This window comes from Sulfobacillus harzensis (assembly GCF_012933365.1).
In the GTDB taxonomy this organism is placed as follows: Bacteria; Bacillota; Sulfobacillia; order Sulfobacillales; family Sulfobacillaceae; genus Sulfobacillus_B; species Sulfobacillus_B harzensis.
In genome coordinates this window covers 99,789-120,408 of the sequence record NZ_JABBVZ010000001.1, presented here as the reverse complement: position 1 = coordinate 120,408, position 20,620 = coordinate 99,789, and the positions used below count along the sequence as shown (strand labels likewise).

General features: G+C 57.2%; 19 protein-coding genes. 8 read left to right on the top strand and 11 right to left on the bottom strand.

The window, feature by feature from the left end; all coding sequences use genetic code 11:
- Positions 1–75: 75 nt before the first annotated feature.
- From HIJ39_RS00660 to HIJ39_RS00645, 4 genes are all read right to left on the bottom strand, one after another.
- Entirely contained in the window at positions 76–615 is a 540-nt protein-coding gene (locus HIJ39_RS00660) for an NUDIX domain-containing protein (RefSeq protein ID WP_169095637.1), read from the bottom strand.
- Between the two features lie 124 nt (positions 616–739).
- Positions 740–1,177 carry a CBS domain-containing protein gene (locus tag HIJ39_RS00655; protein WP_169095635.1) on the bottom strand — a complete coding sequence of 146 codons (438 nt, stop codon included), beginning with the start codon at positions 1,175–1,177 and terminating at the stop codon, positions 740–742.
- A gap of 60 nt (positions 1,178–1,237) precedes the next feature.
- Positions 1,238–2,131: a nucleoside hydrolase gene (locus HIJ39_RS00650; protein ID WP_169095633.1), complete on the bottom strand. Its 894-nt coding sequence runs from the start codon at positions 2,129–2,131 to the stop codon at positions 1,238–1,240.
- Between the two features lie 268 nt (positions 2,132–2,399).
- On the bottom strand, positions 2,400–3,338 hold the full coding sequence (locus tag HIJ39_RS00645) for a peptidyl-prolyl cis-trans isomerase (RefSeq protein WP_169095631.1): 939 nt from the start codon (positions 3,336–3,338) through the stop codon (positions 2,400–2,402).
- Positions 3,339–3,494: 156 nt separating this feature from the next.
- Here HIJ39_RS00645 and HIJ39_RS00640 point away from each other — a divergent pair, with 156 nt between their 5' ends.
- The 8 genes from HIJ39_RS00640 (at position 3,495) to HIJ39_RS00605 (ending at position 14,838) form a co-directional block, all read left to right on the top strand.
- The gene (locus HIJ39_RS00640; RefSeq protein ID WP_169095629.1) at positions 3,495–4,622 is read left to right on the top strand and encodes a glycosyltransferase family 4 protein; all 1,128 of its coding nucleotides are present in this window, start codon (positions 3,495–3,497) and stop codon (positions 4,620–4,622) included.
- A gap of 1 nt (position 4,623) precedes the next feature.
- Entirely contained in the window at positions 4,624–6,000 is a 1,377-nt protein-coding gene (locus HIJ39_RS00635; protein ID WP_169095627.1) for a UDP-glucose dehydrogenase family protein, read from the top strand.
- Between the two features lie 18 nt (positions 6,001–6,018).
- Positions 6,019–6,969: a UDP-glucuronic acid decarboxylase family protein gene (locus HIJ39_RS00630; RefSeq protein WP_169095625.1), complete on the top strand. Its 951-nt coding sequence runs from the start codon at positions 6,019–6,021 to the stop codon at positions 6,967–6,969.
- Between the two features lie 550 nt (positions 6,970–7,519).
- The gene (locus HIJ39_RS00625; protein ID WP_169095623.1) at positions 7,520–9,841 is read left to right on the top strand and encodes a TIM-barrel domain-containing protein; all 2,322 of its coding nucleotides are present in this window, start codon (positions 7,520–7,522) and stop codon (positions 9,839–9,841) included.
- Between the two features lie 87 nt (positions 9,842–9,928).
- Complete coding sequence (locus tag HIJ39_RS00620; RefSeq protein ID WP_169095621.1) at positions 9,929–10,786, top strand: ABC transporter permease; 858 nt, start codon at positions 9,929–9,931, stop codon at positions 10,784–10,786.
- Complete coding sequence (locus HIJ39_RS00615) at positions 10,783–11,700, top strand: ABC transporter permease subunit (RefSeq protein WP_169095619.1); 918 nt, start codon at positions 10,783–10,785, stop codon at positions 11,698–11,700. Before HIJ39_RS00620 ends, HIJ39_RS00615 begins: the two co-directional genes overlap by 4 nt.
- Positions 11,701–11,896: 196 nt before the next feature.
- The gene (locus HIJ39_RS00610) at positions 11,897–13,819 is read left to right on the top strand and encodes a S53 family peptidase (protein ID WP_338055030.1); all 1,923 of its coding nucleotides are present in this window, start codon (positions 11,897–11,899) and stop codon (positions 13,817–13,819) included.
- 284 nt (positions 13,820–14,103) lie between these two features.
- Positions 14,104–14,838 (top strand): DUF2231 domain-containing protein, encoded by a 735-nt coding sequence (locus HIJ39_RS00605; RefSeq protein WP_169095617.1) that lies wholly within the window; start codon positions 14,104–14,106, stop codon positions 14,836–14,838.
- A gap of 3 nt (positions 14,839–14,841) precedes the next feature.
- Here HIJ39_RS00605 and HIJ39_RS00600 read toward each other — a convergent pair whose 3' ends face one another.
- The 7 genes from HIJ39_RS00600 to HIJ39_RS00570 form a co-directional block, all read right to left on the bottom strand.
- Positions 14,842–15,207, bottom strand: a complete 366-nt coding sequence (locus tag HIJ39_RS00600) for a DsrE family protein (protein WP_169095615.1) — start codon at positions 15,205–15,207, stop codon at positions 14,842–14,844.
- A 92-nt stretch (positions 15,208–15,299) separates the two neighbouring features.
- The gene (locus tag HIJ39_RS00595) at positions 15,300–16,166 is read right to left on the bottom strand and encodes a heme o synthase (RefSeq protein WP_169095613.1); all 867 of its coding nucleotides are present in this window, start codon (positions 16,164–16,166) and stop codon (positions 15,300–15,302) included.
- 80 nt (positions 16,167–16,246) lie between these two features.
- Complete coding sequence (locus tag HIJ39_RS00590) at positions 16,247–16,486, bottom strand: hypothetical protein (RefSeq protein WP_169095398.1); 240 nt, start codon at positions 16,484–16,486, stop codon at positions 16,247–16,249.
- Between the two features lie 30 nt (positions 16,487–16,516).
- The gene (locus HIJ39_RS00585; protein WP_169095611.1) at positions 16,517–17,071 is read right to left on the bottom strand and encodes a hypothetical protein; all 555 of its coding nucleotides are present in this window, start codon (positions 17,069–17,071) and stop codon (positions 16,517–16,519) included.
- Between the two features lie 44 nt (positions 17,072–17,115).
- Positions 17,116–18,990: a cytochrome c oxidase subunit I gene (locus HIJ39_RS00580; RefSeq protein ID WP_169095609.1), complete on the bottom strand. Its 1,875-nt coding sequence runs from the start codon at positions 18,988–18,990 to the stop codon at positions 17,116–17,118.
- A 46-nt stretch (positions 18,991–19,036) separates the two neighbouring features.
- Entirely contained in the window at positions 19,037–19,861 is an 825-nt protein-coding gene (locus HIJ39_RS00575) for a cytochrome c oxidase subunit II (RefSeq protein ID WP_169095607.1), read from the bottom strand.
- Between the two features lie 112 nt (positions 19,862–19,973).
- Positions 19,974–20,555, bottom strand: a complete 582-nt coding sequence (locus HIJ39_RS00570; protein ID WP_243239232.1) for a cupredoxin domain-containing protein — start codon at positions 20,553–20,555, stop codon at positions 19,974–19,976.
- Between the last annotated feature and the right edge of the window lie 65 nt (positions 20,556–20,620).

Here is a 20,620-nt window from a genome sequence, read left to right as displayed (position 1 = left end):
TTAGTGTAGGAAAATCGCAGCGTCCAATGCGTCAAACCCGCGCGCCGTGCGGGTTCGGATTAAATGAAAAGGCTCCTAGGGGCTTGTTGGAGCTTTCGGCGACATGTCTTGATAGCCGCCCACATAGAAGGCGGTACGCTTCAGACCCCGGTAGATGTCGCCCGGGGCTTGGTATTCGGTCGCCGGAATCACCGACAAGGGTCCGCCTCGTAAAATATAGTCGACTAAGAACGCATCTCGGGAGCTAATGAGTTGTTGGCGCCCACGAAGAACGCGAAGACGTTTAGGGGAGATCCACCCGTAACCGAGCACCTCGTCGCCATCGATGCTCATCTGGCGCCAGTCGCAGGCGACCTGGAAGACATAGAGAATGCTCGTTTGGTTTGGGTCTGCGCGATGCGAAATGGCGATTAAATCGGTGCTGGTTAAGGGTACTCCTAATTCCTCATGCCATTCCCTTTGCATTGCGTCATGCGGGAGTTCTCCCAATTCCACACCGCCTCCCGGTAGTCCCCAGCTCGCCTGGTTGATTGTGCGGCGATGCTTTGCCATGAGCACTGAGCGGTCCCGACTGCGAATACATAAGCCCACCACGCCGATCCGTATGGTCTCCACCCTGATCCCTCCCCCATCGGAGTCCAAAATCCGGTTAAGCCTTATTGTACGGCAACGGCAATTGGCAGTTATAGGTTAAGCAACAAAAAACGGCGTCCCCAGTGGGAACGCCGTATGCTTTGACTTAATGTTGGACAGCGTTGGATTGACGGTTAGGCTCAGAAATGTCACTCAGTGCATGGCCGCTTTCGCTGACGTAGATGTTCTTGCGGGCCAGGTCCGCAATCGCCAAAATACCAACCAACTGTCCGTTTTGAACGACTGGTAGCCGGCGAACCTGATTGTCTGCCATGGTGTTGGCGGCTTTGCGAGCGTCCGTTTCCGGAGATACGGTGACGACGGTTTGGGACATGCACTCCTTGACTGGCGTATCCGGTCCTTTGCCACCCGCCACGGCCCGAACGACGATGTCACGGTCCGTCACCATGGCGATCACTTTGCCTTGGTCTACCACCGGTACGCTGCCGCAGTCCACCTGTTTCATAATTTCCGCAGCCTTTTTAATGGGGTCGCTGGATGTGACCGTTTTGACGTCCTTGCTCATAATCTCTTGAACGTTCATCAGTAGCCTCCCCTGTCGCATGTTGGAACCTATCGTGAGGATGCGCCCCAAGGGCAACCTTTATGCTTCGGAAAAGGCCGCCATCGAATCCCAAACCCAGTCCCGAAATCCCGCCACATCAATGTCGACAGCAACTTTGACGGGAGGCCGCTTCACATCCACCGGCGAGATCACCACCGTCCCCCGAAGCGGCCCTTCCCGAACGACGGCCAACGGCATTTCGCGCCAACGAAAGAGTTCCGGAGCAGAAACCGCCGCTACAGCCACCACATCATCGATGGGAAAGGCCTCGGGATTGCCACCTTCACCACGCGAGCGCTGGCTATAAAACCCCAACATCCGATGCAGGGTCTTTCCGACCTCTCCGAATCGATTCAGTCTATCCACGTCCTGCACGGGAATGAGCGCCTTATGGGCGACATTGATGCCGATGAGTTGCAGCGGTGTAACCCAGTGAAAGACAGCGTCCGCTGCGTGAGGATCGACATAGACATTAAATTCTTGGGCCTTGTCCACTTGCGCCCCGGGGAGTGCCCCGCACATGCAAGTGACGGAGGCAAAGGCAGTCGCCAACGGCGAATGCGCCATGAGGGCAATTGCGAGATTGGTCAGGGGCCCGGTTGCAACGATGTGCACATTTGTCCATTCCTCTAAGTGAGAGGCCCAATAGGTCCAGACACGTTCTTGTTCGCGAGGCACCTGGACCGTTCGTCCTTCCCATTCGCCGACCCCGCCTGGACCATGAAACGCCTCCGCCGTAATCAGCGGACCCAAGATGGGATGCTCGGCGCCGGCGAGTAATGGCACTTCCAGGTGCAGTACTTCCATCAGCCGTTGCGCATTGCCAAAAGTATGGGGCAATGCCACGTTGCCAGCTACCGCCGATACACCCACCACATGGCAGCGCGACCGCGCAATGGCCAGCGCCCAAGCGTCATCGATGCCGGGATCCATGTCCAGCCACACTTTGGGTTTGTTGATGTTCCCACCTCACTCCCAGTAATGGTCGCCTTTCAGTGTGCCCCGACAACCCTCCTGGCTACCCGCAAAAACAAGGGGCTGTCCCAAAAGGTATGTCAGCGGTAACGCCGTCCCTAAAATGTGCCCGTTTTACCCCACGTAGTGGAGGAAAGGAATCACTTTTCTCCCCGTTTTTAGGGGCCAAGTGGGAGAAAATTTTACGGTAAAAGCCTTTTGAGACAGCCCCTTTCCGCACTGTCGCCTAAGACTTCTTGATGGTAATATGCTGGGACTTCTCCATTTTCTTGGTCCAGTTTTGATACACGGTATCGGCCGATTGCTGCTGCAGTAGCGATTGGATTTCGCTTTGTACCTTGGAAAAGGGTGCGACGGCCGACGGCTTGGTGGCCTGAAGCCAAATGACATGGTATCCCTGGGATCCGTGATAGGTGGCATATTGACCCACCTTCATCCCGGACAGCGTCTTCGCCATGCCGCTGGACATGGACGTGGCTGGCAAATACCCGAGACTGCCACCCGACTTACCGGTCGAGGCAATCGAATAGTGTTTGGCCAACGTGGCAAAGCTTGAGCCGCCCTTGGCCTCCTTCAGAAGTTTCTGAGCCAACGCATTGGTTTTCACCACAATGTCACTAACCTCGTCCTGAGGAGGCGTGGTGAAGCTAGACTTGTTCTTTTGGTAATAAGACTGTTCCTGGGCCGTGGTGGGTGCCTTGACGTTTTTTGTCACCTTGGTAAAAACGCTTTGAGCCACCATTTGGTCTGCAATATAGCTCTGAAACTGCGCAAAGGTCAGATTCTTGCTCTTTAGCAATTGGGTTAATCCGGACTTCCCACCAACTTGAGCCTCAATGTTGGAACTGATAAATTGGTTCGCCTCAGACTTGGCTTTCTTTTCGGTGATCAGGTGGTGCTTAATCGCCCACTGATTAACGGCGGTCTGAGCTACCACCGCCTTGACCTCCAAGGCTTTTTCCTTTGATGACGTGGGTAGCGTCTGCCCCTGCATGAACTCTAGCCCCTTGACGAACAAATTCACATCATTCTGGGTAACTTTTTGCCCGTTGACGGTGGCCACCGTGGCTGACCCTGAGGCTGACGCTGTATGCGTTCCGCACCCGGCAATGAGGACTCCAAGCGCCGAAATGGACAGCGCCAAACCTACCTGTTGTCGTTTCATGTTTGACCACCTTTCTTGACTTGTCGCGAACACCATTGACGCATAGTCTACTCTAAAATTGTTGCGAAGTTGTAACAATAGTGCAAGCCCAAGACTTTCCCAGTTCGACCATATTCGCTATGATAACCGAGAGAAAAACTCGTGAAGGGGTGTCGTATGCGCGTACTCATGATCTCCAAAGCTTGCGTGACGGCATCCTACCGCTCCAAGATTGCCTATATGCACCAGATGGCGGATATGGAGATGGGCTTGGTGGTGCCTGATCATTGGGCCAACTTGCCTTTTGAACCCGATTCGGCGGATGAGGCGTACCCTATCTACAAGTTGCCCATCCCCTTCAATGGCAAAAACCACTTCCACTGGTATCCTAAACTAACGCGCATTATACGGGACTTTAAGCCCGATTTGGTCCACATTGACGAGGAGCACTACAGTTTCGTGACCTGGCAAGGGGTGCGAGCAGCGCGCAAGCTTGGCGTGCCAAGCCTCTTTTTTACCTGGCAGAACATTTACAAGCGGTATCCGTTGCCCTTTTCCGCCATCGAGCAAGATGTGTTTCGAGGCACTCGCGGTGCCATTGCGGGCAATCAAGATGCTGAACAAGTCTTGCGGAAAAAGGGCTACACCAAGCCGGTGACTGTCGTCCCCCAGTTTGGGACAGACTTGGCGCTGTTTGGACCGCGGGACCGCCAGGCACTTCGCCGCCAGTACAATTTTGGCCAGTCTTTTGTGGTAGGCTACGTGGGACGACTCATCGAGGACAAGGGCATAGGCGATTTACTGGCGTCCATACGCCCGGTGCTTCAGAAAAACAGCGATGTGGGCTTATTAATCGTGGGAACCGGTCCCTACGATGCCCAAATTCGAGACTGGGCTGACGGAAACGGTCTGGCAAAGCAGGTCACACGGCTTCCCTGGGTTTCCTCTGACGCCATGGGCGACGTCATGAATCTCATGGATGTGCTAGTGCTCCCCTCTCGGACCACCGCCCGTTGGAAGGAGCAGTTCGGCCGTGTTCTCACGGAGGCGATGGCCTCACACGATGTGGTGATTGGTTCGGATAGCGGTGAAATTCCCAACGTCATTGGGGATGCGGGACTGGTCTTTCCCGAAGGCGACGTGCCGCAATTGACCGAGGCCATTCGGCGTGTGCTTCAAGATGATGCCCTTCGCGCCACCTTGGCTCAGCGTGGAGCTGAACGGGTTCGGGACCATTTCACGCAAGAGGCCATAGCGGCCAAGACCTGTGCTTTTTATCGTGATCTTTTAGGAGGCATGGCATAGCATGAGAGTTTCGGTGTTCGGGGCGGGCTATGTAGGGTTGGTGACTGGGGCAGTACTAGCCGACTTGGGCCACCACGTCACGCTAATCGAGGTATCGGAGGAAAAAATCGCCCTAATCAATCAGCGCCGCTCTCCCATATTTGAGGAGGGTCTTGAGTCCCTGCTGGCGCGATCCATAGACCAGGGCCGTCTATCGATAACTAACGACGCCGAAAGCGTGGTCGGTTCCAGTGAAGTGATTTTCATCGCCGTGGGCACACCGCCGTTGCCCGATGGCGAGGCCGATTTGCGTTATGTACGCCAGGCAGCGTTGGCGATTGGCCGGGGCATGCACGGGCACCCCCGTCAGGTGATTGTCAACAAAGCAACTGTCCCCATCGGTTCGGCCAACTTGGTGGAAGTCTGGGTGCAAGACGGCTACCGGGAGGTCCATGGTCGTGCTCCCAGTAGTGAATGGTATACGGTGGCCTCCAACCCGGAGTTTCTACGCGAGGGAACCGCCATTTTCGACACGCTCTACCCGGACCGCATTGTGCTCGGCGCGGATGAGGCGTGGGCCATCGACCGACTCCAAGAGCTCTACCGGCCGATCCTGGAGCAATCATTTGAACCGCCGCCGGAATCGCCCCGTCCTAACGGGGTGACCTCCGTGCCCGTTGTTGTGACAGACCGCATCTCGTCAGAAATGATTAAGTACGCCGCCAACGCGTTTCTGGCCACAAAAATCTCCTTTGCCAACGAGATTGCCAACATCTCTGAACGCGTTGGTGCGGATATTGTCCAGGTCATGCGGGGCATTGGGCTTGACCAGCGCATCGGCGGGCGATTTCTGAACGCGGGAATCGGTTGGGGAGGCAGTTGCTTTGGCAAGGACATGGCAGCACTAACGGTTACCGCAGAGGAGTACGGCTATCAACCGCGACTTCTGCACGCCACCCAAGATGTCAACCGCGAGCAACGTCTGTTGGTGATTAAACGGCTGCAAGAGGCGCTCAAACCCGTCAAGGGGCGTCGCATTGCCGTGTGGGGGGTTGCATTCAAGCCCGGCACGGATGATTTGCGTGATGCGCCGTCCTTAACCATCATTGAGGAATTGTTGCGATTAGGTGCTCGGGTTCGGGTCTATGACCCCATTGCCTTGGACAATCTACGGCGCCTTCGCCCCGATCTGGAAGTCGAATTCGCCGATTCAGCCGAGGATGCCTTGGACGGCGCCGATGCCCTCATCTTGGCGACCGAGTGGCCGTCTTTCGCCGAAATCCCGCTAGCAACCATTGCGGACCGCCTGACGCGCGGTATTGTTATCGATGGACGCAATTTCTGGGATCCCGAGGCTGCACGCCAAGCCGGACTCCAGTATCGCGGAATCGGACGGTAGTCGAAGGGAGGCATTCGATTGAAGACTGCCATTGTGACGGGAGGCGCCGGCTTCATTGGTAGCCACCTGGTTGATCGGTTGGTGCAAGAAGGATTTCATGTGGTCGTACTGGACAATCTGGCCACGGGAAGCTGGGACAATTTGTCCCAGCACACCAAGGACACCGTGACCTGCATTGAGGCTGATGTATCTGAATCCTGGCCCGAGGGGGCGTTGCCCCCGAAGTGCGAATTGATATTCCATCTGGCCTCCCCCGCCTCTCCGGTTCACTATCGCCGTCTCGCCGTTGAGACCTTGATGGTCAATTCGATGGGAACCAAACATGCGCTCGATGCTGCGCTCCGCTACGGCGCGCGCTTTGTGTTGGCCTCCACGTCGGAGGCGTACGGCGACCCGGCCGTCTCACCACAGCCGGAAAGCTATTGGGGCCATGTGAATCCGGTTGGACCACGGTCCTGTTATGACGAGTCAAAGCGCTTTGCCGAAGCGCTGACGATGGAATATGTGCGCAAATACCATTTAGACGCTCGTATTCTACGCTTCTTTAACTGCTACGGCCCGCGCATGCAATCTGAGGATGGGCGCGTGGTGCCAAACTTTGTGCGCCAAGCGCTGCTGGGCAAGCCGTTGACGGTCTACGGTTCGGGCCAGCAAACCCGAAGCTTCTGCTACGTCTCCGATGAGGTGGACGGGATTTGGCGGGCAGCCGTCACCGACGGACTAGCCGGCGAAGTCATGAACATTGGCAATCCTGAAGAGCGCACCATTCTGAATTTCGCCGAAGTCGTGGCCGAGGTGGCCGGGATTCCCCTGAAGGTGGAGCCACGGCCGCTCCCCCCCGATGATCCGACGAACCGCTGCCCCGACATCTCAAAGGCACGACAGTTGCTTGGCTGGGAGCCTCGGGTCAGCTTGAAGGATGGTCTGGAGGAGACTTTTCGCTACTTCCGAAGCGCTGAGCATCGTTAAATAGGACCGTGAACCAGTGCGGCAGCTCCTGGGCGAGAATCTGAGCGGTATGGTGACCCGACGAACCCATCTCGCCGTGGGGCTGCCATTCCCAGGCAGGAACTCGCAATAACTCCAGAGCTTTGCCTCCACCACAGGCCGCGACAAGCTCTCAAGTGGCTCCGGCCACTCCGGGCGCAAGGCATGATGTGCAGGACTAGCTTCCTGGGCCCTGATCGCGGCCCCAGAGACGCCGATCCAAAGGTACTTAAGGAGCAGCCAATGCGGGGGCCCACCCGTGGCCAAGCTAAGGGGACGGGAAGATCCAAGCTTAGCAAGGCGGTCGCCCGACCGTCATAAAAGCGACGCTCGCGCGCCGCACATCTTGTTTCAACATGCCATAGCCCGAGTCCCGTGCGGCACCCAACGCCCGGCAGCCTCGGCGGAAGACAGAGGATGGCAGGTCAAGACCCGGCCCAAATTTTCTCGGATAGCGTCATCCCAAGGATTTCCCATCCCACCCCCCCTATCTTGGTTTCCGTGTCGCGACGCGTTCGTGTAAGGTAAGCACATGGATATTCTTCATTGTGACATGAATTCCCAAAATCGTCTGGTGATTCGCAGCGACGAGAAGCCTCTTATGGTCGTTCATCTGTCCGACTGGATAATCGAAGACGTGCAACAGGTCACCGAACGGCACTGGCTAGCATGGGATGTCTTCAAGGAGCGCGGACGGCACCGCCTTGTCCCGTTCGACGCCATCTCCCTCTCCAAAGGTCAATGGACGTTGGTGGATCGGGCATCCAGGGCTTTGGCCACGATTCGTCTGGAACAACCTGAACCCTGGCACCTGCTGCTGCAATTAGATGCTGCCGACCATAATCGTTCCGGATGGGTCTGGTGGGGGCCTCAGGGGGAACGTCTCTACGGTTTTGGAGAATACGGGGACGGTCCGCGCATGCCGGATGGCACCTGGAGCACGTGGACGGAAGAGGGTCCGGTGGGGCTTGGTCCTCTGTCGCCGCTTCTTCGCTGGACAGGCCTCGTGCCCCTGCCCGGCCACCGTGCCACCTACGCGCCCTCCCCTACCTGGCTCAGTTCGCTGGGATATGCGGCATGGATTGAGGAAAAGGATCGCATCGACTGGTCCATCCGCGGGTCCCGACGTCGTCTCCGCATCTGGGGTTCGCAAGTGCGACTCCACCTGGTCGCCGGGTCCACCCTTAAGGAAGCTCTCACCCGCAGAAATCTCCTTCTCGGCCTTCCCCGAATGCCGGCGATTTGGCAGTTTGGACCGTGGAACGACGCCGTGCAAGGTCAGGACAATGTGCTGAAAACGGCGGCCAGGTTGCGAGAGCATCGGATCCCGTCATCCGCCATATGGATCGAAGACTGGACCGGTTCATGGGAAGATGAGAAGCGGTTTTGGATGCGACCGTTGAGCCACCAGCTCAGCCGTCGCCTATACCCCCAGTGGGAGAGGATGGTCGAGCAACTCCACCAGGATGGATTTAAAGTTCTAGGATATTTTTGCCCCGAGGTGGCCGTCGACACGCCGTTGTTCCATGAAGCGCAAAAAGGTGGACACCTGGTCCTTGATTCTGGAGGACAATGGGTGGACATTGACATTTTGGGAAAGCATCACGGTGAGTTAGACCTCACCCGGCCGGAGACACGGGAATGGGTCAAGTCCCGCGTTTTCTCGCCGGCCGTGGAGATGGGGTTTGATGGCTGGATGGCGGACTTCGGTGAGCATCTTCCCGTGGGCAGCCAGCTCGCGGATGGAAGCGACGGATGGCAGAGCCACAACCGCTGGCCGCTGCTCTGGCAATCGCTAAACCGAGAATTTTGGGAAGCGCAACGCCCCAACGGAGACTACTCTTTTTTTGTCCGGTCTGCCGGCCTTGAAACCCCATCGCTGGCTCCCGCCATGTGGGGTGGCGACTCCGACACAGATTGGGATCGAGCGGACGGCCTGCCCACGGTGGTGCCCCAGGCGCTCTCGGCGGGCTTAAGCGGCAACGTGTTTTGGGGAACGGACATCGCGGGGTACATGACGTTCGGCCTAACCCGCCCTTCGACCCGTGAACTTTATATCCGGTGGACCGAGGTGGCTGCTCTGATGCCATTGATGCGGACACATCACGGGACGGCCCGTCCCCGAAACCATCATTGGTCGCGCGACGCCCAAACACAGGCGGCCTATGCACGAATGGCCCGACTGCACGCAGCTCTCTTCCCGGTTTTCTATACCCTGGCAGTCGAAGCCACAACGGCGGGTCTTCCTCTCATTCGCCCAGTGTGGCTGGAATATCCCCAAGCGAAGGGCGATGGGCATGGCCAGTTTCTCCTCGGCACCAGCCTCCTCATGGCGCCGATTATCCGTCCCCGTCAGGAACGTCAGACCGTTTACCTGCCCTCCGGGACCTGGGTTCACTGGTGGACTGGCAAAGTCTTTAGTGGCCCGGGACCGGCTCGTGTGGACGCTCCACTGGGATTCCCGGCCCTCTTTTGGCGGCGGGACGTGTGGCTTCCCTTAAGTGAGGGCATGCCGGACGCCGATGGCGACACGCTGGGCTTCGTCGACACGCTGGCGACTGCCGAAGGGGCTCAAACGGTGTCCCGATCCCTGTCGCTACTCCGCTTTGAGGACTCGACAACGCCGCTGGAGATACACCTTCCCGGCGGCACCTTGTCGGGGATTACCGCGGTGGATGAGGAGCGTCGCTCAACACCGGTTAGCGCGCCTCGGTACCGGGAGCATCTCCCCCCGCTGACCGAAGGTCGACGACTGGACATCCCCCCCAACACACCGGTCGCGTTCGCCAAGATGAAGTGGTTCTGGTCGGGCACGGCCCCCCTCCTTCTTACCGTCCGCAACCCCGTGACTTAAATGGGCTATAATGGCGTTATTAATATCTAAATATGACAATGATTGGGACGAGGCATAATGCAAGCCAACTCGATGACAAGTGATAACATGAGCGAACCGCGTCCGCGCTCGAGGCGCCATCGTCCACGGCTCACCCGCGACTGGCGCTTTTGGACAGGCGTAGGTATCTTCATGTTCATGCTGGCCTTTACCTATTTGGGACCCTTAATCTATCGCCAGAACCCTCTTTTGATCCATGTCAACCTCATGGACCAGCCCCCGTCGCTAAGCTTCCCTCTCGGCACCGATAATCTCGGACGCAGCGAATTGGCCCGGGTTATGTGGGGCGGGCAGATGATTTTAATCGTCAGCTTGGCTTCCACCGTAGGCGCCACGCTGATTGGGCTGGCCGTGGGGTGGGCGTCGGCTTTGGGCGGGCGCTGGGCTGACGCATTGGGCACCTGGGTAACGGACATTGTGCTGAGCGTTCCCCAATTGGTGCCCATTTTGCTGATTATGAACCTCTATCGGTTGAACACCCAGGCCCTGATTGCCGTGGTGGGACTCACCAGTTGGCCTCTTGTGGCACGGATTGTTCGAGCGCAAACGCTGTCGATTAAAGAGCGGCCCTATATTGAAGCGGCACAGTCTTTGGGAGCGGGCCCACTGGGCTTAGCAGGCCGCCACGTCCTTCCGAACATGGGGGGCACGTTGCTGGTCGCGCTTAGCAACTGTCTCGGTGCTACCGTCTTGGTGGTGGCGACCGCCAGCTTCTTTGGGTTTAGCCTCCCTCCCCCGGCCCCCAACTGGGCCACCATGATCGCCTACAGTTCCAACGCCGTATTTGACGGTTATTGGTGGCTAATGATTTTTCCCGGTTTGGCCCTGGTGCTTGTCGAACTATCGGCCAACTTGGTCGCTGATGCCACCCACGACGTCCTGGCCCGTCAAGGAGGTGCCTCGTGATACCCTTCCTGGCGCGCCGTCTCGGGCAAGACATCTTAGCTCTCTTTGGCATCGCGGTGATTATCTTTTTCTTGTTGCACATTGACACGGCCAGCCCTGCTCGCGCGATACTGGGTAAGACTTGGACCCCCGCAAAAGGAGCCGCTCTAAACGCCCGGCTGGGACTGAACCATCCGGTTCCCGTCCAATTTATGCTGTGGATGAAGGGATTACTGTCAGTTGGCGGGGTGGGATCAATCATTACCCGGGCTCTTCCGCCAACATTGGAGATCCTAGGGCTAGGTATGCTGATTGGAGCGGTCTTTTCTGTGCTTTTGGCACTCGCTCAGACACGTCATGCAGGTACTCTGTTCGATGGGGCCGTGAGCGCACTGGTGGGAATCCTCAGTGCCATCCCAAGCTTTTTCCTGGGCTTTGTGTTGTTGTTTGTCTTCAGCGTCCAGATTATCCTTTTTCCAGCTAGTGGCCTTGCACCGCCCCATGCCTCGCTGGCTAATTGGGCCTGGCATGAGGTCCTTCCAGTGGTGACGCTGGCATTGTCGGTTATTGGCCCTTGGAGCCGGCAACTCAGGAGTTCGGCCGCCGAGTTGCTACATGAAGAATTCATCCGTACGGCGCGAGCCAAGGGCGTACCGGAGCGGCGCGTGGTCTCAAGGCACGTTGTGCGAAAAGCGTTATTGCCGTTCATTACCCAACTCGGCTTGTCGTTCCCGACCATGATTAACACGATTATTGCGGTAGAGGTGATCTACGGCATTCCCGGTGCAGGGACCGCACTCCTGGGGGCCTTGAATGGATTTTTCTTTGCCCAGGCCACCACCGTGGCACTAGTCTTGGCTGCGGTTACCATTACGGGCAGCCTGTTGGCAGACCTTGCCTACACCTTAGTCGATCCCCGCATTCAGTACCGTTAGGTGCAGCAGATTATCGACACTTCTCATTCGGCGCATGACTGCCCGATCGAATAGCAGCCGAACGGAAGGACCCGGAAGCGATTTTGGCTGTCCGGGGTACCGACCGGTTCGCTTTGGGAAGGGGCGTCTTATCCCATAACTTAGCAGGAATTTTCTTGCACATCGCGAATTTTCCTCCGGGCACCATTTTTTCCACATTCGTCCAAGGAGGGAATTCGATGATGAAACGTTCCTGGGCTCTCATGAGCTCCGCGGCCCTTATGGCCGTGCCCTTAATGATGCTGGCCTCAGGATCCGCCTCGGCTGCCAAATATGGCCAACTGAAAGGCAACGTGGCCCACAATCTATTAGCCTCATCTACGAACAGGGGTCTGCCTCAACGTCGGCTCACATTACTCTTTTCATTGGCTTCAACTTCCAAAGCCCATCCAACATGCCGAGTCTCAACCAGTTTATTCAGGACACCGTGACACCGGGAAACCGATACTTCCACCACTTTTTGAGCGAGAAGCAATTTGCGAAGGAGTATGCTCCATCGTCGTCGCAAGTCCAAGCGCTCTTGAACTATCTCGCGCAGTACAACATCACGCCCGTCACCCTCAACGGACAGACCGTGCAATATGCGCTGGGGATTAATGTGAGTGGTACCGTGGGCAATGTGGAAAAGGCCTTCGGCGTGTCCATTAACAACTACCTATCCAAAGGCCGCTCCTTCATTGCCAACTCTAATGCCCCGACCCTTCCGACGACCTATAGTTATCAGGGCAACAGCTATAATCTCGCCGCTCTGGTGTCGGGCATCGCCGGCATGACAACCTACAATGGCTTGACGGACAACGCGGTGCAACTGCAAGGCGTGTCCGGTCTGGCCGATCAAAATCAAGCCGTGGGCTACTCTCCGCAGCAGATTTCTCATGCCTATGGGGTCAATCCGCTCTATAACCAGCATGTCACAGGTTCCGGCGAAACCATTGCCGTGGCGACGCTGGCGCCGTTTAAGCCGAGCGACGCCAAATACTTCTGGAGTTATTACGGCATCAAGCGCAAGGGGACGCTGAGCGAGGTGGGTGTGGACGGACAGTCCACCACGGCATCCGGCTACGGCATCGGCGGGTCGGAGACCTCCCTGGATGTCGAGCGATCGGGAGCCATGGCCCCGGGGGCGAATATCATCGTCTACGAGGCGCCGAATACCAATCCCGGGTTCATTGACTTGTACGACGCAGTGGCGACGGCCGACCAGGCCCAGGTTATGACCACCAGTTGGGGCGAGGCCGAGTTCTTCGAGCCCTTCTCCTACGCCTATCTCCTCAATCAAGCCTTCATGCAGGGCGCAGCCGAGGGTATGACCATGATTGCCGCATCCGGGGATGACGGCGCCTATGACGGCTATCCCACGGACAAGAACCTGGCCGTCGATTCCCCAGCATCGAGCCCTGATATTCTGGCGGCCGGCGGTACAACCTTGCCGCTGAGTTCCCCCACCAACCCCAATGCGGCCCCGATTCAGCCGGGAAGTAACCAGACCGGATACATCCCAATCCCCGGCACGGCTATCACCATGACGGGCGAGCATGGATGGGGTTGGGACTATTTGCTTCCCTACTATCAAAACTTTGGACTCACAACGGAAACCCGCTGGAAGAAAGACATCTATCCCGTGGGATCGACCGGGGGCTTCAGTGACTTGTGGACGACCACAAGTCCCGGGACCGGATCGAGCCTCTACAGCTGGTGGCAGTCGGGCACCGGAAACTCATCCCGAGGGGTTCCCGACCTATCCCTGAACGCCGACCCCTTTACCGGATATGCCATCTATGACACCAATTCCGCTTATACCACACCCACTGCGGGTTGGACCAACGGGTGGGGCGGGACCTCATTTGCCGCACCTCAGATTGCCGGCATGGTGGCCTTGCTGGATCAGGACCTTGGCGGGCCTCAAGGACTGTTGAACAAGGCCCTCTATGCGAATGAGGGCTCTTCCGCCTTCAATCCCGTGACCCAGGGCGACAACTGGTATTATTCAGCCGGTGCCGGCTGGAATGCGGTTACCGGCCTCGGAACCCCCAATCTGGCTCAGATGGCCTCGGTTCTAGATGCTTGGAACCACTCATAAGCCTAAACGTGCCGGTGAAAAAACCAGCCAAGACGGCTGGTTTTTTCATATAACGCATAAATTGCTCGTAAGCCCGGCACGCTACCGGTAGAGATTTTGGCAAGGAGGCCCCAAAATGGAAGATTCCGTCGTCGGTTCGTGCTGTTGCGCCAGTTGCGCCCCGGGGCACTGCGCTGATACCTGTGCGTGCGCGGGGAAATGCAATTGCAACGATTGCGCTTGCGGGTCATGACCCACCAAGGGACGGAGCCCCCTGGGGCTCCGTCAGTTCAGGAGGCGGGGCAATGATTCCAGCCACGGTTCATCCGATGATTGTCCACTTTCCTATCGCCCTCTTATTTACTGCCTTTCTTCTCGACCTGATCGCTATTTGGCGACAGGATCGCGATTGGGCTCAGGCGGCCATGGTCCTTTTGTGGTTGACGCTCATTTCCGTGGTCTTTGCCATCGCCGCTGGGTTGTACGCCGAAACCAAGATATTGGTCCCGCCGACCGTCCGTCCCATATTGGCCGCCCATCGCCGGGATGGCCTAATTACGGGAGCTCTCATTGCCGTGGTGGTCATCCTGCGTATGCGCACCCACGCCATCTGGCGCACGACCGCCAAAGGGAACGAGCGGCTGTCTTGGTCCCGCGCTATTAAGCCCTGGTATCCGGCACTCGGAGCATACGCGCTTGGCCTCATTATGATTTCTGCGACCGGGGTGGTGGGAGGAAGCATGGTCTATGACCATGGGCTCGGTGTGGCAACTGCTCCCGCCCCCAACCTGGTATCCAGCGCAAAGAACAAGCCGCCTGTTACCCCGGCCACCAACAGCGGCAACGTCGCCGCCGGTCGCGCGCTTTATGCCAGCACCTGCTCCCGGTGCCACGGCCCGACCCCTCCCTTCACCCACTCCTTGGTGTCCTCCATGGGTGCATCCGGCATGGAAAACTTTATTTCGACCCGGATGCCGCCAGGCAACCCGGTCTCCAAGGCGGCAGCAAAGCAGCTGGTCGCCTACTTCAACTCCCTCTAGCGCTTAAAAGGAGAAGCTCACACCCTCCTCGGAAACCCAAGCGATGGCGCTCACCGCCCCCACCCGCTTAATGCGGGAGTCCAGGGAATCGGACAGTCCGCGTTTCTCTACACAGGGCGTGCAAGCCCAGATCTCCCCGCCCCCGTCCAAAAACCCTTCGATGAGGTCACCCAGGGGCGCAAACTGATCTTCATGCACGCGCTGATATTCCTTGGGAACCCCGGCCCACACGCCCTCGGTGGATAACAGGACTACCGCTTCTTTATCCAGACCCAGCGCGGCGTTGGCCATAACAAAGGCCACTGTGACGCGGTCTGGGTCCTCTTTCGGGCTACGGGTCAAATTGACGAGAAATCGCTGATGCGCCATGAATCCATCTCCCTCCACGCCATATTTTACCGAATCCCGTTGAACACAAGAAAAGCTCCCTGGACGAGCCAAGGGAGCTCTTGACGCTAAGTCTACACCACCATAGCCACAAACAGGGCGGCAATATAAATGAGAGAAAAGCGAAAGGTCTTTTTCGCCCAAGCCAATTCTCCGGGAGGCTCTCGAAGAAGACGAATGTTATAAACCACAAAGGCGATACCCAAAACTACGGCTGCGCCTAAGTAGACACGACCCACGGTATGGGTCAAGTACAGCGCGATGGAGACCGCCATCGACAAAAGCGCGTAAACCAAGCTCTGAATCTTGGTGGACCGCGGCCCGCGGACAATCGGCATCATGGGTATCTTGGCATTGCGATAGTCATCCTGTTTATATAAAGCCAGCGACCAGAAATGCGGCGGAGTCCACATAAAAATGAGAAGAAACATGAGACCTGATGCCAAGCCCAAGTGCCCGGTGGCGCCAGCCCATCCGACAATGGGCGGAAAAGCCCCTGCAGCACCGCCTATGACAATGTTCTGTGGCGAGCGCCGCTTGAGCCACATCGTGTATACGAAAACGTAAAAAAGATATCCCCCTAGGGAGGCGCTTGCCGCCAACCAGTTGACCAACGTCCCCATCCCGACAAATGCCACCGCGCCCAGCACAATGCCGAAAGTCAACGCCTGCGTGGGGCTCACCCGACCGGTTACGACCGGACGCCGACGGGTGCGACGCATGACTTGATCAATGTCACGGTCATACCACATGTTCACAGCGTGGGCCCCACCCGCTGACATTCCCAACCCAACCAGCGTATAAACCGTTTCAGCCAATGGGGGGATCCCGCGATGCCCAACAATCATGGCGCAATAGGCGGTAATGAGAAGCCAGACGACGATGCCCGGCTTGGTCAATTCTAGATAGGCGCGGCCCGTCTCTTGAACTTTCTTAAGCATGGGGCAACCACACCTTTGTCATGAAATAAATGAGGTTACATAGAAGATCCGGCGGCAGGCAAGCCCACCGCCGGCCTTCATTATCCCGGAATTCCCGGTCCGTCCGGCGGAACCTGGGGAGCACCCGGCCGAGACGCCTTGGCGCCAAATTCGGCGGCGTCCCGATCCCGGTCGACCCGGATCGCCAGATGCCTGAGTGTCAACAGCACCCCGCCCATGATCACCAACTGGAAGCACCACCAGAAGATGTCCCACCAATGCGGCATGCCGGGACTGCCAGGGATAAAATACGGGAAATGGGGCCAAAAATAATTGCCCATTTCGCTCCTCCTTTCCCAAGCAACGCCAGACTACAAGAAGTACAGCACCACGTAGAACACAATCCAAGCAATGGCGGTAAACGACCAGAAATAGGTCGCGGCGTCCACGTCCCAATGGTCGTCTACCGTGTACCCGCCAATCCGACGCCCGCGAACCGGTGCCGCGTACAAAACGAATCCCGATACCAACGCGATAAGCATCCAGATACCGGTAATCACGTAGTACGCTTCAGCCGTGGGCAAAGTCGGCGGCACGTTGTTATGTGCCAACAGGATCCATTGCAACAACACCGAGGCAAACGAGAGCACTCCAAACCAGAAGGCGGTTCCCAAACGCCGCTGCATGACAGCATTGTTGCCCCGCACAATGGCGGTGCGTCCCGCGCGTGCAGCGAAGCCGCTAATCAGTATGAACAGCGTGGTGATGGCCCCTAGCCACTGGCTGTACGGGCCGACGTTGCCGCCGGCTGTCAGATAGCGGGCGGCGATCAGCGTCACCAGAATGACGCTCTCGCTGATCAGGAAAATACCGAATCCCGCCCGAATTGCACGGAGGTCTCCGTTGCTCTTTTGTTGCATGGCCATACGATTCCCTCCTTCCTTCCCTTCAGCAGAACGTTGGCCCACAGCTAGCCCTGCGAGCCCGCCTTGGCGGCGACAACCGGTTCTGGCGCTCCCTCACCGTAGTTGTAGAATCCTGCCACTACCACAGGAAGTTCCTCAAAGTTGTACCGCGGCGGCGGCGAGGACGTCTGCCACTCCAGTGTCTTGGCCTGCCACGGGTTCTCCTGAACTTTCGGGCCCTTCACCCATGCCCACACAATGTGGACCAGGTTGACGCCGAAGCCGGCGCCCAAGAAGAACGCGGCAATCGAAGTCCAGAAGTTTTCGGTTTGCAGGTAGGGGGGATACACGCCGACCCACCGGTTCATACCCCGGAGACCCAACACGAAGAAGTTCATGAAGGTCGCATTGAACGCCACGAATACCCAGATGGCCCCCAACTTGCCCCAGAACTCATTGTAGGTCCGGCCGGAGAACTTCGGCAGCCAGTAGTACATGGCCGCCAACCAGGTAAACACCATACCGCCGATAATAGTGAAGTGGAAGTGGCCCACGACCCAGAAGGTATTGTGCAACTGCAGGTTGGCCGGGACGTCAGCGACAAAGAGTCCCGTAATGCCGCCGATGAAGAAGTTGTACATGCTCATCAGGACGAAGAGCATCGGTGTGGTGATGCGCATCCGCGAGTTCCACATCGTTCCGATAGCTGCCAGATACGCGAACCCAGTGGGAATGGAGATCATCTCAGTGAAGAACGAGAATGGCAACATTTCACTGTAGCGCATGTTGGTAAACATGTGGTGAGCCCAGACCATGCCGGACAGCATCATCACGAACACCAACCCCAACACCGCAATAGGCCGAGCGAACAGGGACTTGCGCGTCATCACGGGAATAATCTCGTTCCACATGGCTAAGGCCGGCACCACTACAATGTACACTTCCGGGTGACCGAACAACCAGAAGAACTCGGAGAATCCCAAGGCATGACCCAACGCGTTGAACATGTTCATCGGCACCATTTTATCGATGGTAGCCAACAAGAAGGTGGTTTGAATTTCCGGGAACCAAATAATGGTTAGAAGTCCCACGGTCAACATCCCCCACACAAACAAGGGGAGACGATTCCAGGTGAGCCCCTTGGTACGCTTGAAAATGATGGTGGTGACCAAGTTGAGCGCCACAATCAAAGACGACATGGTCAGCGCAAACACGCCGAGATAGTAGTAAAACATCCCGACGCCGTCTGATGCTGCGAGCGGCTCATATCCACGCCATCCAGTCGTCCAAGCGCCCAAAAGCGGACTAAATGCCACCGTCAACACACCGGCAGGAACAAGCCATACGCCGATCCCGGAAGCCTTCGAAAACACCGTTTCTCGCGCACCAATCATCAACGGGACCATGTAGTTGCCCAGTCCGCCAAACATCGCCACCGTAGCCACGGTAAACATCATTAGCGTTCCGTGAATACCGACGGCGTTTAAATAGCTCTGGGGGTACTGGAAAAGCGTTGGCCGATAGTTCATTAACTGAAACCGCATGGCCATCGCGATAAGTCCCGCAATCAGAAAGGTCCCCGTCGAGAAGGTCAGATACTGAATGCCAATAACTTTGTGATCGTCCGCTAATTGGAAATACCGCCGCCATCCCGTTTGGCGGTATCCCGGATCGGGGTGGCCAAGCATCGGCTTGATGATGTGCTCATAACCACCGACACCCAACAGCCAGCCCACTAGGGCACCAAACCAGCCCGCCACCGCCCCTACCTGACTGATGTAGGGGGAGTTGGGGCTGTAGTCAAACAATACGGTCAAGGCGTCCAGCACCAAGAAGCCGATAAGCGCCCATAGCAACCCCCGTAAAACGGGCGGCATAATGCGCCGATCGGGAACTTCTGGCGTTGGCTGCTGGTCCTCAACCATGGCTCTTTGCGCCATTTACCTCAACCCCTTTCTCCTAAACTCCCGTGCTCAGTTCGCATTGTTACGACCCCGAGGCCTGGGACTTGGCCCAGCTAGCGAAGGCACTCCCAGAAACGATGTGCACGTTCGCCTCCATGTATGGGTGTCCCGGTCCGCAAACCTCAGCGCACTGCACACGAAGCATCGGATCGCTTTCAGTTGAGGCCAATTGCGTGGGCGTCAGCACCAAGGTTCGCGTTTCTCCGGGCACGACGTCCATCTTGACACCAAACGCCGGCACCCAGAAGCTGTGAATCACGTCAATCGTCGAGTCATAGGTGTGAAACGGGTCATAAGACCGCATCACAAACTTGACGGGCCGATTGACCGGCAGGTACAACACATCCTGGCCTGACGCGTTGACAGACTGACTGATGCCGTACTGCGGGTAGCTGAAAATCCATTCCCATTGCCGTGCGGTCACATCCACGATGAGGGGATGCTCCTTAGCCGTAACCTTTTGCGCCGCGAACACCTGCTCCAATCCACTGGCGTTGGGGTGCAACCAGATGAAGACGTTCAGGAGAATACTGACCACAATCCAAATGCCAATAAAGGCCTTGTTAGCCCGAGTTTGATCCTTGGCCTCGCCCTTGTCCGGAGAGTTTTTCCGCACTCCGAACCGAATCATGCTGAAAACCAGCATCAGCACAACGAAGGCGAAAATCGGCACGGCGATGATTAGGATAAAATCGAATGCCCCCGCGGTAATCACACCGAGGTTGGACATCGTACCCCAATAAGGGCCCGCCCCGTTGGGAGCCGAGTGAATCCAGGCGCTAGCGCCAAACTCTCCCAGAATGGAGAGCACGATCCACAGAATCCCAAACAAAACCACGTTAGCCATCTAGAAATCGGGCCTCCTTCCCTGTTTGTTCATTTGAAGGACTCCGTTAGGCCCGCACTACGTTAAGGACGCCACGCATCCCGAAACGCCAATGTTCGGCGTTTTGCACAAATCACCCGTAGTGCCAAATGCCGGGCTTGTCAGGAACCGTGAAGGTGATATCCACATGGCCACCGGGCTTCAACGTGGGGCTGAACCCACCCCCCGACGCAATCTGGTAGGCGCTCTTTGGCCCCACGTAGGTGACAATCGCCTTGTTGGGCACGAAGTTGTCCATCAGATAGACATTGGACATGGTCACATGGACGCCTTCCCAAAAGTCCTTGAGGAACCCATCAGCTGTTAAGGTTCCAAACACCGTATTCTCGGTGCTGACATCGCGGCCAATCTGCATCTCGTGGTACCGCGTCAGACTCATGTTGTGCAGGCGCATCGTCATCTTGTCTCCGACACGCCAGGTCATGTAGTTGGGGACAAAATAAAAGTCCTCTTGGTAGACATGGATGAGCCCGGTCGATACCGGAGAACCAAACACACCGCGAGCCGCGTTCGCAATGACGCCGTGGCCAAACAGAGCCACAACGCCGGCCACCGCCGCTCCGGCGGTACCCCAGATAAATTGGCGCCGACTCCACTTAAGCTCGGGAGGAGCTTCTGGGGAACCGGACGGGCCATATTCCGGCGTAGTTCCCAATTTATCTTGCCTCCTTTGAGAAACCTCGTAACGCGTGCAAACAGCCTGGCAGTCCGGTATTAGTT

Coding starts and splice junctions, on each gene's coding strand:
- HIJ39_RS00650 (WP_169095633.1), bottom strand. CDS start 2,131: ATGGATCCCGGCATCGATGACGCTTGGGCGCTGGCCATTGCGCGGTCG.
- HIJ39_RS00655 (WP_169095635.1), bottom strand. CDS start 1,177: ATGAACGTTCAAGAGATTATGAGCAAGGACGTCAAAACGGTCACATCC.
- HIJ39_RS00575 (WP_169095607.1), bottom strand. CDS start 19,861: ATGGCTAACGTGGTTTTGTTTGGGATTCTGTGGATCGTGCTCTCCATT.
- HIJ39_RS00590 (WP_169095398.1), bottom strand. CDS start 16,486: ATGGGCAATTATTTTTGGCCCCATTTCCCGTATTTTATCCCTGGCAGT.
- HIJ39_RS00620 (WP_169095621.1), top strand. CDS start 9,929: ATGAGCGAACCGCGTCCGCGCTCGAGGCGCCATCGTCCACGGCTCACC.
- HIJ39_RS00640 (WP_169095629.1), top strand. CDS start 3,495: ATGCGCGTACTCATGATCTCCAAAGCTTGCGTGACGGCATCCTACCGC.
- HIJ39_RS00625 (WP_169095623.1), top strand. CDS start 7,520: ATGGATATTCTTCATTGTGACATGAATTCCCAAAATCGTCTGGTGATT.
- HIJ39_RS00635 (WP_169095627.1), top strand. CDS start 4,624: ATGAGAGTTTCGGTGTTCGGGGCGGGCTATGTAGGGTTGGTGACTGGG.
- HIJ39_RS00580 (WP_169095609.1), bottom strand. CDS start 18,990: ATGGCGCAAAGAGCCATGGTTGAGGACCAGCAGCCAACGCCAGAAGTT.
- HIJ39_RS00585 (WP_169095611.1), bottom strand. CDS start 17,071: ATGGCCATGCAACAAAAGAGCAACGGAGACCTCCGTGCAATTCGGGCG.
- HIJ39_RS00645 (WP_169095631.1), bottom strand. CDS start 3,338: ATGAAACGACAACAGGTAGGTTTGGCGCTGTCCATTTCGGCGCTTGGA.
- HIJ39_RS00600 (WP_169095615.1), bottom strand. CDS start 15,207: ATGGCGCATCAGCGATTTCTCGTCAATTTGACCCGTAGCCCGAAAGAG.
- HIJ39_RS00605 (WP_169095617.1), top strand. CDS start 14,104: ATGATTCCAGCCACGGTTCATCCGATGATTGTCCACTTTCCTATCGCC.
- HIJ39_RS00595 (WP_169095613.1), bottom strand. CDS start 16,166: ATGCTTAAGAAAGTTCAAGAGACGGGCCGCGCCTATCTAGAATTGACC.